This is a genomic window from Thioclava sediminum, assembly GCF_002020355.1.
Taxonomy (GTDB): domain Bacteria; phylum Pseudomonadota; class Alphaproteobacteria; order Rhodobacterales; family Rhodobacteraceae; genus Thioclava; species Thioclava sediminum.
In genome coordinates, this window is record NZ_MPZV01000001.1 from 197,136 (window position 1) to 215,510 (window position 18,375).

The following is an 18,375-nucleotide window of genomic DNA, read 5'->3' on the forward strand; positions in this document are numbered from 1 at the left end:
TGGGGGTGCTTGTCATTTCCCCAAGGCTGACGCAGCTTCGCAACGGGCAGCACCGGACGAGTAACGGTGCGGCGGGGTCCGACTCGCGCCTATAGCCCCGATACGCCCCTTCTCTGGAGAGCTTCATGAGCAGTTTCGTCACGATCACCCACGAGGATTGCCTCGGCCACGACACCGGGCCTCATCATCGCGAGCGTCCGTGGCGGCTGGAGACGGTGCGCGGACTGATCGACGAGATGGAGCTGCCCGTCATCGAGGCGCGCGAGGCCAATGACGAGGACCTCCTGCTGGGCCATGATCCGGCCTATCTCGAAGCGCTCGAAGAGGTCTTCGCGCGGCAAGAGCATGCCGATCTCGACTCGGACACCCATGTCTCGCCCGGGTCGCGCCGTGCGAGCCGTCTGGGCGCGGGCGGTGCCTTGCAGGCGGTCGATCTTGTCCTCTCGGGCGAGGCCAAGCGCGTCTTCGTGGCGACCCGCCCTCCGGGGCACCATGCGACGCGGACGCGGGCGATGGGGTTCTGCATCTATGGCAATACCGGGCTTGCGGCGCTGCATGCGCTCGAACGGCATGGCCTTTCGCGCGTCGCGGTGCTCGATTTCGACGTGCATCACGGCAATGGCACGCAGGATATCCTCTGGGACGAGCCGCGCAGCCTGTTCATCTCGTCGCATCAGGAACCCAAATCGCTCTGGCCGGGCACCGGGGCGCGCTCGGAGACGGGCGCGCATGACAACGTGCTCAACCTGCCGCTGGCCAGCGGAAGCGGCGCCTCCGAGATGAAGGTGGCCTGGGAGGACGGGCTCGCGCGGCTCGAGGCGTTCAAGCCCGAGCTGATCATCGTCTCCGCCGGGTTCGACGCGCATCGCGAGGACGATATCTCCGGGCTGCTCTGGACCGCGGGCGATTACTGGTGGCTGACCAATGCGATCCGGAGCGTCGCGCGCCGCTGTTGCGAGGGTCGCATCGTCTCCTGTCTGGAGGGCGGCTATAACCCGACCGCGCTCGCGGAAGGCGCTGCGGCTCATCTCGAGGCCTTGGCGCGCTGATATCCCGGGACGCGACAGGCCGGGTCCGGTCCGCTCCCCCCGAAAGACAAAGGCAGGCACGAGATGGCACGTAACCGCTACTATTCCGGCCCGGTCACGGACCATTTCGACGGCGAGCGGTTTCACCCGCATGGCCAGCCCTCTACCGACCGCTCCTTTCGCGACATTCTCAAATGGCACCGCGAGGGTCAGCGGGCGCGCTGGCCCAAGCATGTCCCGGTCGAGCCGAACATCCCGCCCGCGCGTAGCGACGCGGCGCGGGTGACCATGGTCGGGCATGCCTCAGTTCTCATTCAGGTCGCGGGGCTCAACCTGCTGACCGATCCGGTCTGGTCGGAGCGCGCGAGCCCGCTGCGCTTTGCCGGGCCCCGACGGGTGACCGCGCCCGGTATCGCCTTCGACAACCTCCCGCCCATCGACGCGGTTCTGATCAGCCATAACCATTACGACCATCTCGACACCTTCACTTTGCGCAAACTGCATAAGCGTCACCGCCCGAAGATGGTGATGCCGCTGGGCACGGATGCGACGGTGCGAAAAGCGGTCCGCGGGGCACAGATCGAGACCGGGGATTGGCATGACCGGATCGCGCTGACTTCCGAGGTCTCGGTCACGCTGACGCCTGCGAACCATTGGTCGGCGCGCGGGCTCGGCGACCGGCGCATGGCGCTCTGGAGCGGGTTCTGGATCGACACGCCGCAGAGCCGGATCTGGTTCGCGGGCGATACCGGCTATGGCGACGGGGCGCTCTTTCGCGATATCCGCGCCCGGCACGGCGCGCCCGACATCGCGGTGATCCCGATCGGGGCCTATGAGCCGCGCTGGTTCATGCATCCCCAGCATGTCGCGCCCGAAGAAGCCGTGCGCATCTTCACCGATATCGGCCCCAAACAGGCGCTTGGCTGTCATTGGGGGACGTTTCAGCTGACCGACGAGCCGCGCGAGGAGCCGCCCGCGCTGCTGGGTCAAAGCCTCGCAGCCTCGGGGATCGCGGCGGAGCGCTTCCTCCCCTTCGCCCCGGGCGAGGTCTATCTGGCACCCTCCACGACCTGAGCGCATTGCCCTGACGCGACGCAGAGCCACGTCAGCGTTGACGGGTTGGTCTTCCCTAAATATAAAACTGACGTCAGTTTCATTTTTTGGGAGCCGGAACGTGTCCCCCACTCTCGCAAATGCGTCGCAGGACGCCGCCGTGTTCTCTTTTCCGGAGCATCTTGCCACGACCAGCGCCGGACGCCCGAAGGGAGAGCGCACCCGCGCCCAGCTGCAGATTGCCGCCTGCAAGGTTTTGCAGGACAGCGGGCCGCAGGGCCTGACCGTCGCGGAAATCTGCAAGGAAGCCGGCGTCTCGAACGGCACGTTTTACCTTTACTTCAAGGATCGTAACGCCCTGCTCGACAGCCTGTTGCGCGACTTCGTGGCCTTCCTCCAACTGGCGATGAGAGCGGCGAGCGAGCGCGAGGGCCATGATGCGCCGCGCGCGGCGACCCGCGCCTATCTCCGCCTGTTCGAACAAAATAGCGGTTTGATGCGCAGCTTGATCCACCCGACCGACGGCTTCCCCGAGGCGCAGGCGGCGTTTCAGACGCTGAACCGGGAATGGATCGAGGCGGTGGTCGCCTCCGTGGAACGCAGGCAGCGGCAGGAGGGCAAGACGGCACCCCCGCACGACGAATTGCTGCGCCGCGCCTATGCGCTGGGGGGCATGGTCGACCAATACCTCTCCAACCTTCTGCTGGCGAAGGACCCGGCCGTGATAGAGATATCGCAGGATCGCGATGCGGTGCTGGAGACGCTCTCGCTGCTCTGGGACCGGGGGATGACGGCATGAGCACCATTCCTCGCGCCGAAAAACTCTCCCGCGCGGAGCTGCAGCCCGAGATCGAACGCCGCTGGCAGGCTCAGCGCGCCCATGTCGCCGCGCATTCTGCCTTCTACCAAAGGCTCTGGCAGGGACGCGGGCCGCCCGAAGATCTGCGAGACCTGCCCGAATTGCCTCTCTCGGACAAATCGCAACTGCGGATCTCGCAGGCCGAGCATCCGCCCTTCGGCGACTACCTCGCCGCCACGCGCAGCACCGCCAACCGCCTGCATCGGACGTCTGGCACCACCGGTCAGGCGATGAACCTCGCCCTGTCGGCCCGCGACGCGTTGGTGACGCAGGAGGTCGGCGGGCGCTGTCACCGCTCTGCGGGGCTGACGCCCGAGCATACGGTGGTGCATTGCCTGAATTACCAGATGTGGATGGGCGGGCTGACCGATCACATGACGCTGGAGGCGACGGGCGCACTGGTCGTGCCGTTCGGCGTCGGCTCGACCGAGCTGCTGATCCAGACGATCCGCGAGGTCGGCATCACCGCGATTTCCTGCACGCCCTCCTATCCGTCCGTGCTCGAACGGGTCATCGCCGAGAAACATCCCGGACTGACGCCGCGCGATCTGGGCCTCAAGCTGGGTCTGTTCGGGGGCGAGCCGGGGCTCGACGACCCCGCCTTCCGCGCCCGCCTGCGCGAGACCTGGGGGATGGAGCCGCGCAACGCGAATTACGGCGTCTCGGACGTCTTCTCGAACTTCGCGGCGGAATGCCCGCATGACACGAAGCTGCATTTCATGGCCGCCGACGTGCTGCATCCCGAGCTGATCGACCCCGATACCGACGCGCCGATCCCGCTGGAGGCCGGGGCGCGCGGCGAATTGGTTCTGACCCACCTCGTGCGCGACTGCCAGCCGCTGGTGCGGTTCCGCACGGGCGACATCATCACCATCGGCGAGACCGAGCCCTGCGCCTGCGGCTGCACCGGGTTTCGTTTCTCGGTCGTCGGGCGCTCCGATGACATGGTGGTCGTGCGGGGCCTCAACATGTTCCCCTCGATGGTCGCCGCCGTGCTCAACGAGATCCCCGAGCTTTCGGGCGACTACCGCATCACGCTCGACACGCCCCCGCCCTATGACACGCTGCCGGTCAGCGCCGAACTGGCGGAAGGCGTGCACGCGACGCCCGATCTGGCGCGCAAGGTAGAGCAACGGATCAAGTCGAAACTGGGTGCAACGGCGAGCGTCACCCTGCTCCCGGCCCACAGCTTCCCGCGCACCGAGGGCAAGACCAAACGCGTCATCCGGAGTTTCCAATGAGCCATTTCAGCTACGACACCGTCCTGAGCCAGCTTGGCGCCAAGGGCGTGCGCACCATCACCCTCAACCGCCCTGAGCGTCTCAACGCGATGAACCGTCAGCTGGTCGCCGATGTCGCGCGCGCCTTTGAGGACGCCAATGCCGACCCGGCCACCAAGGTGATCATCTTCACCGGGGCGGGCAAAGCGTTTTGCGCGGGCGACGACCGCAAGGCCCATACCCATCCCGAGACCGAGGAAGAGGCGCGCGAGATCGTGCACGCGATCCAGCGCGCGACCCACGCGATTACGCTGGGCGCGAAGCCGGTGGTCGGCGCGATCAACGGCTGGGCCGTCGGCGGCGGCTTGGAATGGGCAATCAATTGCGACTTCCCGATCTGGGCCGAAAGCGCCAAGGGCTTCTTCCCCGAGGTCTCGCTGAACCTCTTCGTCACCGGGGCCGTCACCTCGCTCCTGCCCGCGCTGGTCGGGCTGAACAAGGCGCGCGAGATGCTGATCTTCGGCGACCGGTATTCGGCGCAGGACATGGGCGAGATCGGATTGGCCTGGAATGTGGTCGACGATGCCGCGCTGATCGCGGTGGCCGTCCAGACCGCCGAACGCCTCGCCGATCTTCCCGTCCTGTCGGTGCGCGCGATGAAACGCGTTCTCAATCACGCCGCGGTGCCGGACCTGCACCGGGCGCTGGAGCTCGAGACCGATGCCACGGTCGCGGGTTTCCTCGACCCGGAGACGACGCGGCGCGTGACCGAGTTCTGATCTGCGCGAGCAGAAGCTTTTTCAAACCCCGTCACTTATTGGGATTGCTTGCTTGTGGTGACCGGAGCGAAGGGTCAGATTGAGGGCGGCGGACATCCGTGTGTCGCGCCCCGCTTTCGGGGCAACCGCACGGCGGAAAGAGAGGGATGACATGAGCTGGTCCTATTCAATCGGCAAGATCGGCGGCACGGTTCTCAAGGTGCATGTCACCTTCGTCCTGCTGATCATCTGGATCACCGCCTCGGCCTGGGCGGCGGACGGGCCGCAGGCGGCGCTGATCAACATGCTCTTCATCCTGTCGGTCTTCGCCTGTGTCGTGCTGCACGAATTCGGCCATGCGACGATGGCGGCCCGGTTCGGCGTGCGCACCCCCGACATCACCCTTCTGCCGATCGGCGGGCTGGCGCGGCTGGAGCGGATCCCGGAAAACCCCAAGCAGGAAATCCTGATCGCGGTGGCAGGTCCTGCGGTCAATGTGGTGATCTTCCTGATCCTGACGATCTTCCTTGGCGGCAGCGGCTGGCTGAGCGACCTGCAATCGCTCGACAATCCAGGCCAAAGCTTCTGGGGGCGGCTCGCGCTAGTGAACGCGCTTCTCGTAGCGTTCAACCTGATCCCCGCCTTCCCGATGGATGGCGGACGGGTGTTTCGCGCGGCACTTGCGATGTTCATGGACCGGGTGAAAGCCACGCAGGTCGCGGCGCGCACCGGGCAGGTCATCGCCGTGCTCTTTGCCTATTGGGGGCTGACGAGCGGCAACCCGATCCTCGTACTGATCGCGGCGTTCATCTTCTTCGCGGCCGGGGCGGAAAGCTCGGATGCGGCGATGCGTGGTCTGGCCCATCGTTCGGCCGCGCGGGACGCGGTCATCACCTCCTTCGTGTCGCTGACGCCGGACGATACGCTCGACACCGCCGCACAGGCGATCCTGCACAGCTCGCAATCGGAGTTCCCCGTGCTCACACCGGCGGGACAGTTCGTCGGCTTCGTCACCCGCGAGAGCGTGTTGGCCCGGCCCGACCCTGAATTCCGCCAGCGCCCCGTTTCCGAGATCATGTTCGACAATGTGCCCGTCGTGTCACTGAAGACGGGGATGGACGAAGTGCTCGACGCGTTCGCGAAAGGGCGTATTCCGGCCGTGGCGGTGATCGGCAAGACCGGCAATTTCGTGGGCTTCATCAATCGCGAGAATATCGGCGAGTGGTTCATCCTCGCCCGCGGCAGCTAAGACGGGCGCTCGCTCTCGGCCCTAGAGATAGACCGACAGCCCCCGCCAGCCTGCCAGCACCGCCGAAATCGCCATGACCACGATGGCGATCGTCCGGTACTGCGTGTTGTCGAGCCGCGCGAAGGCAGCCGTGCCCGCCCATGTCCCCAGAGCCAGCGCGGGCACCGAGACCAGCGTCAGCCAGAGCGCATCGCCATTCACCGCGCCCGCCCAGATCAGTCCCGGCGTGGCCAGCAGCGAGGCCACGAAGAAGAACAGAAGCAAAGAGGCCCGCGTCTGCACCGCCGTGGTGCCCGCGCCCAGATAATAGGCCACCGCAGGCGGCCCCGGCATCGCGGCCAGTCCGGAAAACGCTCCCGAGGCCACGCCCGCCAACAGCGCGAGCCCACCATGGGGATGCGGGCGCGCAGGCTTGTAGCGCAACAGCAGCGCCAGCCCCGCCAGCACGGCGAGCGCGATCATCACCCGCGCGGCATCGGCGCTGACGGCGGTGAGCGCGAAAATCCCGACCGGAGTGCCCACAATCGCGCCCAGCGACAGCCGCGCGAGCGAGGGTTTGTGCACATGCCCGTGCAGGGTGAAAAGATCGCGGCACCCGACCACGACCTGCAGCAGCACCGCCAGCGTCACCGCCTCGATCGGCGGCACCATCAGCGAGACGATCGGGACCGCGGCCAGCGCGAAGCCGAACCCCGCGATGCCGCGCAAGAAAGCCGAGAAGAACACGGCGGTGATGACCAGCAGGGTCGTTGTGCTCAGCATCCGGTCACGTCTCGGCCTGCGCGATGCGCGCCGCACAGCCTGCCGCGCAGAAGGCGACCAGCCCCTCGACGGAGGCTTGCGCATCTGACTGCGAGGCCAGCGCCGCGATCCGCCATTCCGAGGTCAGGAAGGCCAGAAGGGCTGCGACCGAATAGACGAAACCTTCGGCGACGACCGCCCGGCTGACCTTGGGATGCAGCGCGCAGATCTCGTCCATGAAGCGCTGCGCGGTCGGGTCGAACAGATCGGTCGAGATATCCGCCCAGGCCGGATCGGCAGAGACCATCGCCACGAGCCGCGCATAGGCCAGCCATTGCGGATCGCTGCCCGCCGCCTTCGCCAGATAGGGTCGGAAGAAACAGCCGAGGATCGCCGTCAAGTCAAGCGCCCCCTGCCCCTTCGCCTGCGCCAGAGCTTCCAGACGCAGACGCGCCAGCTCTTCGGCGCGCCGCTCCACAACTTCGCGAAACAGCGCCTCTTTCGAGCCTCCGTGATGGTTCACCAGACCCAGCGGCACCTCGGCCAGCGCGGCGATGTCGCGCACCTTCGCGCCCTCGAATCCATCCCGCGCGAACACCGTTTCCGCCGCATCGAGAATCCGTGAACGACTCGCGATGGAGCGCTTCGAGGGCGCTCTAAGTCGTTGTTTCTCGGTCGTCTTTTTCGTCATCAGATCGGGGCTTGCTTATTTTGAACAATGGTTCAATTTAAGAATGTCTGGGAGGAGACGCAACATGACAAATACGAGGGGCACGTTCGCCCTGATCGGCGCGGGCCCGATGGGTCTGGCCGCGGCCAAGGTGCTGGGCGAACAGGGAGTGGACTATCAGGGCTTCGAGCTGCACAGCGATGTGGGCGGGCTCTGGGATATCGAGGGTGCGCATTCGACGATGTATGAAAGCGCGCATCTGATTTCCTCGAAACGGATGACGGAATTCACCGATTTTCCGATGCGCGAGGAGGTGGCCGAATATCCCAGTCACCGCGAGATGGCGCAGTATTTCCGCGATTTCGCCGATCATTTCGACATTCGCCGCCATTACCGTTTCGGCGCCGAGGTGACGAAACTTGAACCGCTGGGCGGCGATGGCGAAGGCTGGCGGGTCAGCTGGCGCGATGGCGAGGGCGAGCATTCGGAGGTCTATGCGGGCGTCTTGATTGCCAATGGCACGCTTTCCGAGCCGAACATGCCGGACTTCCCCGGCCAGTTCGACGGCGAGCTGATCCATTCTTCGGCCTATCGCGACCCCTCGCAATTCAAAGGCAAGCGCGTGCTCGTCGTGGGCGCGGGCAATTCTGGCTGCGACATCGCGGTGGACGCGATCCACCACGGCAAGAGCTGCGATCTTTCGATGCGGCGCGGCTATTACTTCGTGCCGAAATACGTCTTCGGCAAACCCGCCGATACGCTGGGCGGGGCGATCAAGCTGCCGATGTGGCTCAAGCGCAAGATCGACGGCGCGCTGCTGAAATGGTTCGTCGGCGATCCGCAGAAATACGGGTTCCCCAAGCCCGACTACAAACTCTACGAGAGCCATCCGATCGTGAACTCGCTGGTTCTGTTCCACGCAGGCCACGGCGATCTGAAAGTGCGCCCCGATATCGAGCGGCTCGACGGTCACACGGTGCATTTCAAGGATGGCACGCAGGCCGAGTATGACATGATCCTCGCGGCCACCGGCTACAAGCTGCATTACCCGTTCATCGCGCCGGAGCTGCTGAACTGGCAAGGCGATGCGCCGCATCTGTACCTGAACGCGATGCACCCGAAGCGCGACGATCTCTTCGTGCTGGGCATGCTGGAGGCGAGCGGGCTTGGCTGGCAGGGTCGCCACGAACAGGCCGAGATGGTGGCGCGCTACATTCGCGGGCTGCACGATGGCTCGGAGGCCGCGAAGCGCCTGCAGGCGAAGAAGGCCGAAGGGTTCGAGCGCGCGACCGGCGGCATGGCCTATCTCAAGCTCGCGCGGATGGCCTATTACGTGGACAAGGCGACCTATCGCAAGGCGGTCACCGGCTGGATCAAGGCGCTCGGCGGGAAGGCGGCGGCATGACGGGGCTCGACGCGGTTCGGCTGAATTTCAGCCCCGGCGCCCTGCATCTGCTCAACGCGATCCTCGGCATCGTCATGTTCTCGGTCGCGATCGACCTCTCCCCACGCGATTTCCGCCCGCTGGTGCGCAGGCCCTGGGCGCTGATCGTCGGGTTCACGTCGCAATTTCTGGTGCTGCCCGCGCTCACCTTCGGGCTGGTGCTGGCGCTGCAGCCCAGCCCGTCGATCGCACTGGGGCTGATCCTCGTGGCGGCCTGCCCGGGCGGGAATGTCTCGAACTTCTTCACCCATCGGGCGGGTGGGAACACGGCGCTCTCGGTCTCGCTGACCGCCTTCGCCACGGTGGCGGCAATCGTGCTGACGCCGCTCAATATCGCCTTCTGGGGAAGCCTGTACGCCCCGACGCGGGCGCTGCTGCACGAGACCCATATCGACCCGGTAAGCGTGGCGATCACCGTCGGTGTCATGCTGCTCTTACCGCTGATCGCCGGGATCGCGCTGAACCACTACCGCTACGATCTGACGACGCGCCTTCGCGATCCGCTGAAATGGATTTCGATGGCGATTTTCGTGGCCTTCGTCGCGCTCTCGCTCAGCGCCAATTGGCAGTATTTCGTGCAATTCGTCGGGCTGATCGCGGGGATGGTCGTGATGCACAACGCGCTGGCCTTCGCGGGCGGCTATGGCACCGCGACGCTAGCGCGGCTGTCGCCCTTCGACCGGCGCGCGATCACCATCGAGACCGGCATCCAGAATTCCGGCCTCGGCCTCGTGCTGATCTTCGCCTTCTTCGGGGGCCTGGGCGGCATGGCGATCGTCGCGGCCTTCTGGGGCATCTGGCACATCATCGCGGGCTTCGCGATCTCAACCATCATGAGACGAAAGGAGGCCGCGCGATGACCCGGATCCTGATTACCGGTGCGGGCGGCATGATCGGCCGCGTGCTGACCGCAGAGCTGTCTGAGAGCGGCCATGAGGTCATCGCGACCGATCTGGCGGCCCCCGACACCCTGCCCGAAGCCGTGCGCTTCGTGGCGATGGATGTGACCACCGACGCCCCCGCCAAGGTGATCGCGCGCGAACGGCCCGAGGTGATCGTGCATCTCGCTTCCATTGTGACGCCGGGCCCCGGCATGGGGCGCGAGCTGGCCTACCGGGTCGATGTGGAGGGCACGCGCAAGGTGCTGGAGGCGGCGCTTTCGGTCGGGGTTCGGCGGCTCGTCGTGACCTCCTCGGGCGCGGCCTATGGCTATCACGCCGACAATCCTGTGCCGCTGCGCGAGAGCGATCCGGTGCGCGGCAATCCCGAGTTCGCCTATGCCGATCACAAGCGGCTGGTCGAGGAGATGCTGGCCGAGGCGCGCACCGCCCACCCGGCCCTCGAACAGGTCGTGCTGCGGGTCGGCACCGTTCTGGGCAAGGGCACGGACAACCAGATCACAGCGCTTTTTCGCAAGCCGCGCCTGCTCGCGCTGAGGGGGTGCGAGAGCCCCTTCGTCTTCATCTGGACCCGCGATCTCGCGCGCATCCTGATCCGCGCTGCGACCGATGGGCCGCCCGGAATCTTCAACGTCGCGGGCGACGGCGCGCTCGGCGTCAGCGATCTCGCGCGGCGTCTTGGCAAACCTGTGCGCCGCTTGCCCGCGCTTGGCATCAAGGCGGCGCTAGCCATCGCCCATCCGCTTGGGCTGAGCCGCTACGGACCCGAGCAGGTGCGCTTCCTGCAATACCGCCCCGTGCTGGCCAATGACGCGCTGAAGGAGGTCTTCGGCTACACGCCCGAGCTGACCAGCGCGGAAGTCTTCGATCTCTGGGCGCGCGAGGCCGGGCTATGAGCACGCGGGTTGCGGTAATCTCGGGCGGCGCCGGGGGGCTTGGGCAGGCGCTCTCGGCGGGGCTGCGCGCCGAGGGCTGGCAGGTCGTGCTGCTCGACCGGGATATTTCGGGCCTTACCGCCGCGCCGAACGAAGAGGCGATCGCCTGCGATCTGACCGACGCGGATCAGCTTGCCAGCGCCTGCGCCGATATCCGCGCGCGCTATCCCCGCATCGATCTGGTGATCTATAATGCGGGCGTCACCCAAATCGGGCCGTTCTCCGAGCTGACCGAGGCCGCGCATCGCAAGGTCTTCGAGATCAACTATTTCGCGGCGACCGCGATGGCGCGGCAGTTCCTCGAACCGCTCCGCGAAAGCCACGGCACGCATCTGGCGATTTCCTCGGTCGCGGGGTTTTCGCCGCTCTACCACCGCATGGCCTATGCAGCGTCGAAACATGCACTGGAAGGGTTCTTCAAGTCGCTTCGTTCGGAGGAAGCGCCGCATGGCGTGCGCGTGCAGATCGCGGCGCCGTCCTTCGTGGCGACCAATATCGACCGGGCCGAGCGGCAATCGGACGGCATCACGCGCCCCGGTGCGGCTGCGGACGGAGTGGATTACATGACGCCCGAGGCTGCCGCACAGGTGATCCTTACTGGGCTGAAGCGCGGCCGCCCGATGATCCCGGTGGGCCGCGTCGCGCGGCTCGCGTGGTGGATCAACCGCGCCTCGCCCCGGCTGTTCCAGCGGCTGATGGAGCGTAACATCGCGAAGGGCCAATCCTGACGACCGGCACGATGGCCTTTCGCTAAAGACCGCGAAAAATCGCACCCGACTTGATCGAGCGCATTGAAGCGACTCGTCCCCTCAGCGCTAATCTGGCCCCGATCCCGTGAAGGTCGGAGGCCCGTGATGCGCTCACTCTCTTCGATAGATTTCCGCCCCCCCCCGGAGGACGGGTGCGACCGAATGCTCCACCTCGGGCGCGTTGACTCCATTTGCGCGAATGCGCATATGCGAATGTAGAAATGGAGGCACCGATGATCGTGACTGTTCTTTCCGCGCTTGCCGAACCCACCCGGCTGGGGGCGATGCAGCTTTTGCATGACGGGGGCGAGCATTGCGCCTGCGAGTTGATGGCGCGTCTCGATGCCACCCAGTCGCGCATGTCGCGCCATATGAGCGTGCTGAAAGCCGCCGGGCTGGTGGTCGACCGGCGCGATGCGCAATGGGTCCGGTATCGGGTGAACCCCGACCTCTCCCCGGAAATCCAGCAGATTCTGAGCGCGGTCATGAAAGCCAGCGCCAACACGGAAAGGACCGCGGCATGAGTGTGACACAGCATGAAACCCCGCATGGCGGGATGCCCGGCTGGGCGTGGAGTGCAGTCGTCGCGGCAGGTCTCGTCGCTTGGTGGGTGGTCTACCACCAGCTCCCGGCACTCTCCGAATGGATCGTTTCGCTGCTGCCAGTCGCCCGCGACACCCATACCGGCGAAGCGCTGGCCTTCTTCTTCTACGACGTGCCGAAAGTGATGATGCTGCTCACCCTGATCGTCTTCGCGATGGGGGTCGTGCGCAGCTTCTTCAGCCCCGAAAAGACCCGCGCGCTTCTGTCGGGCAAGCGCGAGGGCGTCGGCAACGTGATGGCGGCGGGCTTGGGCGTCTTGACCCCGTTCTGCTCCTGCTCGGCGGTGCCGCTGTTCATCGGCTTCGTCTCCGCGGGCATCCCGCTGGGCGTCACCTTCTCCTTCCTGATCGCCGCCCCGATGGTCAACGAAGTGGCGCTGATCCTGCTGGTCGGCCTCGTCGGCTGGCCCGTGGCGCTGGTCTATCTCGGCTTCGGCCTCGCCATCGCGATCGTCGCGGGCTGGGTGATCGGCAGACTCCATGTCGAGGGCTGGCTGCAGGACTGGGTGCGCGACATCCATTCCGGCGCGACGACGCCGGGCGCGGCCGAGAGCGACGATCTGAGTATGACCGACCGCTATCGCCTGGGCCTCGAGGCCGTACGCGAGATCTTCGCCAAGGTCTGGATCTGGATCATCGTCGGGATCGCCATGGGCGCGCTGATCCACGGCTATGTGCCGCAAGATCTGATGGTGCGCATCATGGGCTCGGGCACGTGGTGGTCGGTGCCGGCCGCCGTACTGATGGGCGTGCCGATGTACACCAACGCCGCCGGCGTCATCCCGATCGTCGAGGCGCTTCTGGGCAAGGGCGCGGCGCTCGGCACGGTTCTCGCCTTCATGATGTCGGTGATCGCGCTCTCCATGCCCGAGATGATCATCCTCCGTCAGGTTCTCAAACTGCGCCTGATCGCTGTGTTCATCGGGGTCGTCGCCAGCGGCATCCTCGCCGTCGGCTTCCTGTTCAACGCATTGTTCTAAGGAGAAAAGAGATGAAGGACGTCAAGGTTTACGGCCCCGGCTGCAAGCGCTGCGAAAAGACCGAGGAGATGGTCAAGGAAGCGGCCGCCAAGCTCGGCATCGAGGTCTCGGTCGAGAAGGTGACCGACCCCCGCGCAATCGCCATGGCGGGCGTGATGTCGACCCCCGGTGTCTCGGTCGACGGGAAGCTCGTCCATACGGGCGGCCTGCCGGATAGCGGAAAGCTCGAGGGTTGGCTGTCGGCCTGAGGGGTCACTTAACCCTCCCGAAAAAGAAGACCCCGCGCCGGGTGGCGCGGGGTAAATTAGAGCATTGCGTCCATCATGGGACCGGCTGACCGAGCCCGGCCTCGTAGAGGCGGAACCACGTCTCCCTGTCGATCTGAACCTTCAAAGCATCGGAAAGCTTCGCGATCCGCTCGAGATTGTTGGTGCCCATCACCGGGATGATCCGCGCGGGATGCGCCAGCAGGAAAGCCGTCGCGACGGCGGCACGGTCCACGCCCTGCGCCTCGGCGATCTCGTCGAGAACGCTTTGCACCGGCCCCTCGCCCGTCATCAACGCGCCGCCGCACAGTGGCGACCACGCCATCACCGGCTGCGCCTGCCGCTGATGGAAGGCCAGATCGCCATTGGTGAAGGGCTGCAGGCAGCCAAGGCTGATCTCGATCTGGTTCGTCACCAGCGGCGTCTTCATCCCCGATTGCAGCAGCTCCCAATCCCACGGGCGGAAGTTTGACACGCCGACCGCGCGCACCTTGCCGGACGCCACGAGATCGTCGAGCACCGCTCCCGTCTCGTGATGGTCCATCAGCGGATCGGGGCGGTGGATCAGCAGCAGGTCGATCCGGTCGGTGGCCAATTCCCGCAGCGAAGCCTCGACCGAGGCTTCGATATGCGCGCGCGAGGTGTCGTAATGCTTCACCTTGCGATGCGAATGACGGCCTGCCGAGACGATGATGTCGCATTTCGTGACGATCTCCATCTGATCGCGCAGCGACGGGTCCTCGCGCATCGCCGCGCCGAAGACCCCCTCCGCCGTATAGCCACCGTAGATGTCGGCATGGTCGAAGGTGGTGATCCCCTGCTCCAGACAGGCGTCGATCTTGGCGCGCACATGGGCGGGCGAGGTGTCGGCATCATCGGCGAGCCGCCACATGCCATAGACGATCCGGCTGAGCGCGACATCCGAGGTAAGGTCGATCTTTTCCATTAGCGGCGTTTCCCTTCTGCGAGCGGTGTTGCGGGCGGTCCCATAGATTTCGGGCAGCGAGACCGTGTCGAGATGCGGCATCACAAGACGGCCGAACTGGCGTGCCTCGTCGATATGCGGATAGCCCTACAAGATGAAGGCGCGAATGCCCATCTCGCGGTATTCTTTGAGCTTCGAGAGCACTTGATCGGGAGAGTCCACCAGCGCCGCACCGCAGCCGGAGCGCGCGCCCCACCCCGGTCCAAAGGTTCGGCGCGACATAGCCGTTCTCATCCGCACTGCAGTCATGCGTCTCTCCCTCGCGGTTCCTTTTCGACTCAACTGAAGTAAGCAACCTGCTTGATAGCGCACCGGCCTGCCGACCGATCATCAGGTTTCCGAGTTGCTGTGTCGAGATATCGCAGCGGAACCCGAAAGACCCGGTGCAGCGCTCGATCGAGACCGGGGAGGCCGTGCACTTCCCCGCGCAGCCTTGGCGGCGCGGGGCCTGAGGGCACAGGGTCAGGCCGGGCCATGGCCTGGCCTCCTGCGCTCTGGGCGCGCGACACTGCGACGCTGAGTCACCCCTCAAGCGTTTGACGCGGATCAATTCTCGGCTCACCCTCATGTGATACGAGCTTGAGTGATGACCCGACCCCAACGCGCCTCCAGAGCCTTTGACGGCAAGATCGACCGCGGCCCGCGCCTGCACGCGCCGCGCTTCGCTGGATTGCGCCGCGCGCAATCGGCGCTGCTGACCGCGCTCGTCGCGATCCTGCTGCAGGTCGTCCTGCTGACCGATCATCTGGGCGCTGCCGCCATCGCCGCTACCGGCCGGGCCGCGCCCGGCGCGCAGATGGGGCTGCTGCAGATCTGTACCGGCGAGGGCATCGTCTACATGACCCCGCAGGGCGAAACGGTCGCCGCGCCGGATGGGGCCGCGCCCCTGCCCGGCCAGACCGCGCCCACCGGTCAGGTCCACAGCCAATGCGCGGTCTGCGGCTCGGCCTCGGTCTGCGCGTTTGAAGCCCCCGACACGATCGTCACTCCGGCCCGTCTCGACCGCGAGATCGCCCCGCTCCACGCGTCCCTTGAGCGGCTCTCTCTCCCGGTGCAGACCGCGCCCCGTTTCCGGCACGCCCGCGCCCCTCCTGTCGTCTGAGTGCGTCCCTGCACGTCGATCCGGACGTGCCTTTTCCAAACCAGACACATGGCTCGCGACTGCGCCCGTCTCTCGATGGCGGTGCGTTGCGATATGACAGGATGATCCCAATGAAACGACGCGACTTTCTTCTGACCTCTTCGACCGGCCTCGCGCTGGTGGCCTCCGGCGCAGCTGCCGAGGATATGAAACCGATGGACGGCATGCCGATGTCGCCGATGGACTGGACCGACCAGAACGGGCTGACCCGCTTTCTCAAGACCGACACCGCGCCGCTCGAGAACGAGTTCGAGAAATATCCCCGCTGCCCCTATTGCGGCATGATGCGGCAGATGTTCAGCCAGACGCGCCACCTGATCGTCTATGACAACGACACGGTCGACGGCACCTGCTCGCTGCATTGCGCGGCGATCAGCCTCGCGCTGAACGTGGATGCGGGACCGAAGACGATCTACGCGGGCGATGCGGGGGCCACGGCCAAGGTCAAGCCGCTCGCGGTGGTCGATGACATGACCTACGTGATCGACACGAAAAAGCCCGGCACGATGACCGGCACGTCGAAATACGCCTATGCCGACCCGGCCAAGGCGGATGCGGCGGCCAAGGACGGGGGCAAGCTGGCGAGCTTCGACGAGGCGCTGGTCATGGCCTATGCCGACATGGCGCGCGACACGATCAACATTCGCAAACGCCGCGCCGAGCGCCGCGCCCGCGCCGGTCAGTGATCGCCTCAAGGCGGGGCCCGCGCGGCCCCGCCACTTTCCGAATACGTTTCAAGGAGTTGCAAGACGATGTGCAACCATTCCTGCCATCACGGGGGCACGCCCGCACGCCCCCTGTCGCGCCCGACACGCCGCCAGATGCTCAAACGCGCCGCGGGCCTCGCCGCCACCCTCTCGCTCGGTCCGGGGCTGAGTGTTGCGCGCGCCGATGCGCCCACGCTCGACCTGCCCCCGCCCGGCCCCGGCGACACCTGCCCGGTCTGCGGCATGTTCGTTTACAAATACCCCGAATGGGTCACCACCGTGCTCTACGCGGATGGCTATGCCGATCATTTCGACGGCGCCAAGGACTACTTCAAATACATGTTCGACATGGAGAAATACGCCCTCGGCCGCAAAGCCGACCAGATCACCGGCATGGGCGTGACCGAGTATTACGGGCTCAAGCTGATCGACGCGCGTGAAGCGCTTTATGTCGTGGGCTCGGACGTTCTGGGGCCGATGGGCCATGAGCTGGTGCCGCTGATGAACGCGGTCGATGCGCAGGATTTCATGCGCGACCACAAGGGCCAGAAACTGTTACGCCATGACGAGGTCTCGCCGGAGTTGCTCGACGCGCTCGATCAGGGCGGCCCGTTCTGATGCGCCGCTCTAGCTATGTTTTCGCGGCGCTCGGTTGCCTGACGCTGCTGCTGGCGGTGGAGCTATATTACCCCGTCTTCGCGCGCCCCCATCGCGACGGCCGCCTGCTCGAAGAACGCACATTGGTCGCACGGCTGGGGCTGACCGACCCGGCGCTGTTTACCGAGGCGCGCTATACCCGGAACCCCAGCCTCGCCGATCTGAACACGCCGTTTCAGGATCATCCGGGCAGCTTCGACCACTTCCCCTCCGGCACCTTCGTGCCGTCCCCCGCCACGCCCGGACAGGGCTGGCTCCTCTTCCAACCCGAGGCCGCGAAATGACCCCATTCCTGCGCCGCCAGCGCGCGCTGGCCGATTTCACCCTCGCCGCTCTCGCCCGCCGCAAAGGCAAGAATATCGCCTTGATTGCAGTCTATTCCGTGGTGGTCTTCGTGCTCGCCTCGGCGATGTTCTTCGCCGCCAGCCTGCGGTTCGAGACCACGACCGTGCTCGAGGGCGCGCCCGAGATTACCGTGCAGAAGATCACGCTGGGCCGTCAGGACCTGATCGACGGTTCGGTCGCGGACGAGATCGCCGCAATCCGCGGTGTGACCGAGGCCCATCCCCGGCTCTGGGGCTATTATTACGACCGGATCAATGGCGCGAATTACACCGTCATGGTGCCCGACGACCCCGAGATGATGCCCGACCCCGGTCAGATCGCGATTGGCGAGGGCATCCCCCGCGCACGCGGCCTCGAATGGGCAGGCGCGCCGGTTTTCCTGTCGCGCTACGAGGGCGATCTGAAGAAATTCGACGTCGCCAAGACCTTCAGCCGCGATTCCGCGCTGATGACCTCGGATCTGATGCTGATGAACGAGGCTGATTTCCGCGACTTCTTCGACATACCCAAAGGCCGCTACACCGATGTCGTGGCCCGCGTGCGCAACCCCAACGAGGTCGCCACGATCGTCCAGAAAGGCTCGAACGCGCTGCCGCAGATGCGCTTCGTGACCCGCGCCGATATCGCGCGCACCTATCAGAAACTCTTCGACTGGCGCGAGGGGCTGCTGACGGCGCTGGCGTTCGCGGGCATCCTCGCCTTCGTCATTTTCGCCGCCGAAAAAGCCAGCGGGCTCTCGGCCGAAGAAGCGCGCGAGATCGGCATCCTCAAGGCTGTGGGCTGGAATACGCGCGACGTGATCGCGATGAAGATGTGGGAAGGCGGGCTGATCTCGCTCGCAGCCTTTCTGATCGGCACCGTTGCGGGCTTCGCCCATGTGTTCTTCTTCGGCGCCCCACTCTTCGCGCCGATCCTGAAGGGCTGGGCGGTGATCTATCCCGATTTCCCGCTGAGCCCGCATGTGGACGGGCTGCAACTGCTGACGCTCGCGCTGCTGACCACCCTGCCCTATATCGCCGCGACCGTGGTGCCGATCTGGCGCACGGCGTCGGCCGATCCCGATGCCGTAATGCGCTGAGGAGGCCCC

General features: G+C 65.8%; 21 protein-coding genes and 1 pseudogene. 18 read left to right on the forward strand and 4 right to left on the reverse strand.

Annotation, left to right across the window (positions count from 1 at the left end):
• Positions 1–125: 125 nt before the first annotated feature.
• The 6 genes from BMI91_RS00750 (at position 126) to BMI91_RS00775 (ending at position 6,167) form a co-directional block, all read left to right on the forward strand.
• Positions 126–1,049, forward strand: a complete 924-nt coding sequence (locus tag BMI91_RS00750; RefSeq protein ID WP_078603649.1) for a histone deacetylase family protein — start codon at positions 126–128, stop codon at positions 1,047–1,049.
• 63 nt (positions 1,050–1,112) lie between these two features.
• Complete coding sequence (locus BMI91_RS00755) at positions 1,113–2,102, forward strand: MBL fold metallo-hydrolase (protein ID WP_078603650.1); 990 nt, start codon at positions 1,113–1,115, stop codon at positions 2,100–2,102.
• 100 nt (positions 2,103–2,202) lie between these two features.
• Positions 2,203–2,880: a TetR/AcrR family transcriptional regulator gene (locus BMI91_RS00760; RefSeq protein ID WP_244176525.1), complete on the forward strand. Its 678-nt coding sequence runs from the start codon at positions 2,203–2,205 to the stop codon at positions 2,878–2,880.
• Complete coding sequence (locus BMI91_RS00765; protein ID WP_078603652.1) at positions 2,877–4,181, forward strand: phenylacetate--CoA ligase family protein; 1,305 nt, start codon at positions 2,877–2,879, stop codon at positions 4,179–4,181. Before BMI91_RS00760 ends, BMI91_RS00765 begins: the two co-directional genes overlap by 4 nt.
• Positions 4,178–4,939, forward strand: coding sequence for an enoyl-CoA hydratase/isomerase family protein (locus BMI91_RS00770; RefSeq protein WP_078603653.1), 762 nt, complete (start codon positions 4,178–4,180; stop codon positions 4,937–4,939). The genes BMI91_RS00765 and BMI91_RS00770 overlap by 4 nt, the downstream gene beginning before the upstream one ends.
• Before the next feature lie 151 nt (positions 4,940–5,090).
• The gene (locus BMI91_RS00775) at positions 5,091–6,167 is read left to right on the forward strand and encodes a site-2 protease family protein (RefSeq protein WP_078603654.1); all 1,077 of its coding nucleotides are present in this window, start codon (positions 5,091–5,093) and stop codon (positions 6,165–6,167) included.
• Positions 6,168–6,188: 21 nt separating this feature from the next.
• Here the strand turns inward: BMI91_RS00775 and BMI91_RS00780 are convergent, their stop codons facing one another.
• Positions 6,189–6,929: a sulfite exporter TauE/SafE family protein gene (locus BMI91_RS00780; RefSeq protein WP_078603655.1), complete on the reverse strand. Its 741-nt coding sequence runs from the start codon at positions 6,927–6,929 to the stop codon at positions 6,189–6,191.
• A 4-nt stretch (positions 6,930–6,933) separates the two neighbouring features.
• Positions 6,934–7,599 carry a TetR/AcrR family transcriptional regulator gene (locus tag BMI91_RS00785; RefSeq protein WP_208607937.1) on the reverse strand — a complete coding sequence of 222 codons (666 nt, stop codon included), beginning with the start codon at positions 7,597–7,599 and terminating at the stop codon, positions 6,934–6,936.
• Between the two features lie 64 nt (positions 7,600–7,663).
• On the opposite strand from BMI91_RS00785, the gene BMI91_RS00790 reads away from it, so the two are divergent.
• The 7 genes from BMI91_RS00790 (at position 7,664) to BMI91_RS00820 (ending at position 13,435) form a co-directional block, all read left to right on the forward strand.
• Complete coding sequence (locus tag BMI91_RS00790) at positions 7,664–8,983, forward strand: flavin-containing monooxygenase (protein WP_078603657.1); 1,320 nt, start codon at positions 7,664–7,666, stop codon at positions 8,981–8,983.
• On the forward strand, positions 8,980–9,882 hold the full coding sequence (locus BMI91_RS00795) for a bile acid:sodium symporter family protein (protein WP_078603658.1): 903 nt from the start codon (positions 8,980–8,982) through the stop codon (positions 9,880–9,882). Before BMI91_RS00790 ends, BMI91_RS00795 begins: the two co-directional genes overlap by 4 nt.
• Entirely contained in the window at positions 9,879–10,817 is a 939-nt protein-coding gene (locus BMI91_RS00800; protein ID WP_078603659.1) for an SDR family oxidoreductase, read from the forward strand. The genes BMI91_RS00795 and BMI91_RS00800 overlap by 4 nt, the downstream gene beginning before the upstream one ends.
• Complete coding sequence (locus BMI91_RS00805; RefSeq protein WP_078603660.1) at positions 10,814–11,584, forward strand: SDR family NAD(P)-dependent oxidoreductase; 771 nt, start codon at positions 10,814–10,816, stop codon at positions 11,582–11,584. Before BMI91_RS00800 ends, BMI91_RS00805 begins: the two co-directional genes overlap by 4 nt.
• Before the next feature lie 254 nt (positions 11,585–11,838).
• Positions 11,839–12,129 (forward strand): ArsR/SmtB family transcription factor, encoded by a 291-nt coding sequence (locus BMI91_RS00810; RefSeq protein WP_078603661.1) that lies wholly within the window; start codon positions 11,839–11,841, stop codon positions 12,127–12,129.
• Positions 12,126–13,187 carry a permease gene (locus tag BMI91_RS00815; protein WP_078603662.1) on the forward strand — a complete coding sequence of 354 codons (1,062 nt, stop codon included), beginning with the start codon at positions 12,126–12,128 and terminating at the stop codon, positions 13,185–13,187. Before BMI91_RS00810 ends, BMI91_RS00815 begins: the two co-directional genes overlap by 4 nt.
• An 11-nt stretch (positions 13,188–13,198) precedes the next feature.
• Positions 13,199–13,435, forward strand: coding sequence for a thioredoxin family protein (locus BMI91_RS00820; RefSeq protein WP_078546966.1), 237 nt, complete (start codon positions 13,199–13,201; stop codon positions 13,433–13,435).
• A 73-nt stretch (positions 13,436–13,508) separates the two neighbouring features.
• On the opposite strand, the gene BMI91_RS00825 is transcribed toward BMI91_RS00820, so the two are convergent.
• Together BMI91_RS00825 and BMI91_RS00830 are read right to left on the reverse strand one after the other, a co-directional pair.
• Complete coding sequence (locus tag BMI91_RS00825) at positions 13,509–14,399, reverse strand: aldo/keto reductase (protein ID WP_078603663.1); 891 nt, start codon at positions 14,397–14,399, stop codon at positions 13,509–13,511.
• Positions 14,399–14,676, reverse strand: a pseudogene (locus tag BMI91_RS00830) (LLM class flavin-dependent oxidoreductase); the annotation flags it as partial. The pseudogene BMI91_RS00830 and the gene BMI91_RS00825, both read right to left, overlap by 1 nt.
• Before the next feature lie 348 nt (positions 14,677–15,024).
• On the opposite strand from BMI91_RS00830, the gene BMI91_RS00835 reads away from it, so the two are divergent.
• The 5 genes from BMI91_RS00835 to BMI91_RS00855 all read left to right on the forward strand — a co-directional run bounded on the left by BMI91_RS00835 (position 15,025) and on the right by BMI91_RS00855 (position 18,366).
• Entirely contained in the window at positions 15,025–15,540 is a 516-nt protein-coding gene (locus BMI91_RS00835) for a DUF2946 family protein (RefSeq protein WP_078603664.1), read from the forward strand.
• 110 nt (positions 15,541–15,650) lie between these two features.
• Positions 15,651–16,265: a nitrous oxide reductase accessory protein NosL gene (locus BMI91_RS00840; protein ID WP_078599157.1), complete on the forward strand. Its 615-nt coding sequence runs from the start codon at positions 15,651–15,653 to the stop codon at positions 16,263–16,265.
• A gap of 66 nt (positions 16,266–16,331) precedes the next feature.
• Positions 16,332–16,904 (forward strand): nitrous oxide reductase accessory protein NosL, encoded by a 573-nt coding sequence (locus tag BMI91_RS00845; RefSeq protein ID WP_244176526.1) that lies wholly within the window; start codon positions 16,332–16,334, stop codon positions 16,902–16,904.
• Entirely contained in the window at positions 16,904–17,227 is a 324-nt protein-coding gene (locus BMI91_RS00850) for a hypothetical protein (RefSeq protein WP_078603665.1), read from the forward strand. The genes BMI91_RS00845 and BMI91_RS00850 overlap by 1 nt, the downstream gene beginning before the upstream one ends.
• Positions 17,224–18,366 carry an ABC transporter permease gene (locus tag BMI91_RS00855; RefSeq protein WP_078603666.1) on the forward strand — a complete coding sequence of 381 codons (1,143 nt, stop codon included), beginning with the start codon at positions 17,224–17,226 and terminating at the stop codon, positions 18,364–18,366. Before BMI91_RS00850 ends, BMI91_RS00855 begins: the two co-directional genes overlap by 4 nt.
• The last annotated feature ends 9 nt before the right edge of the window (positions 18,367–18,375 follow it).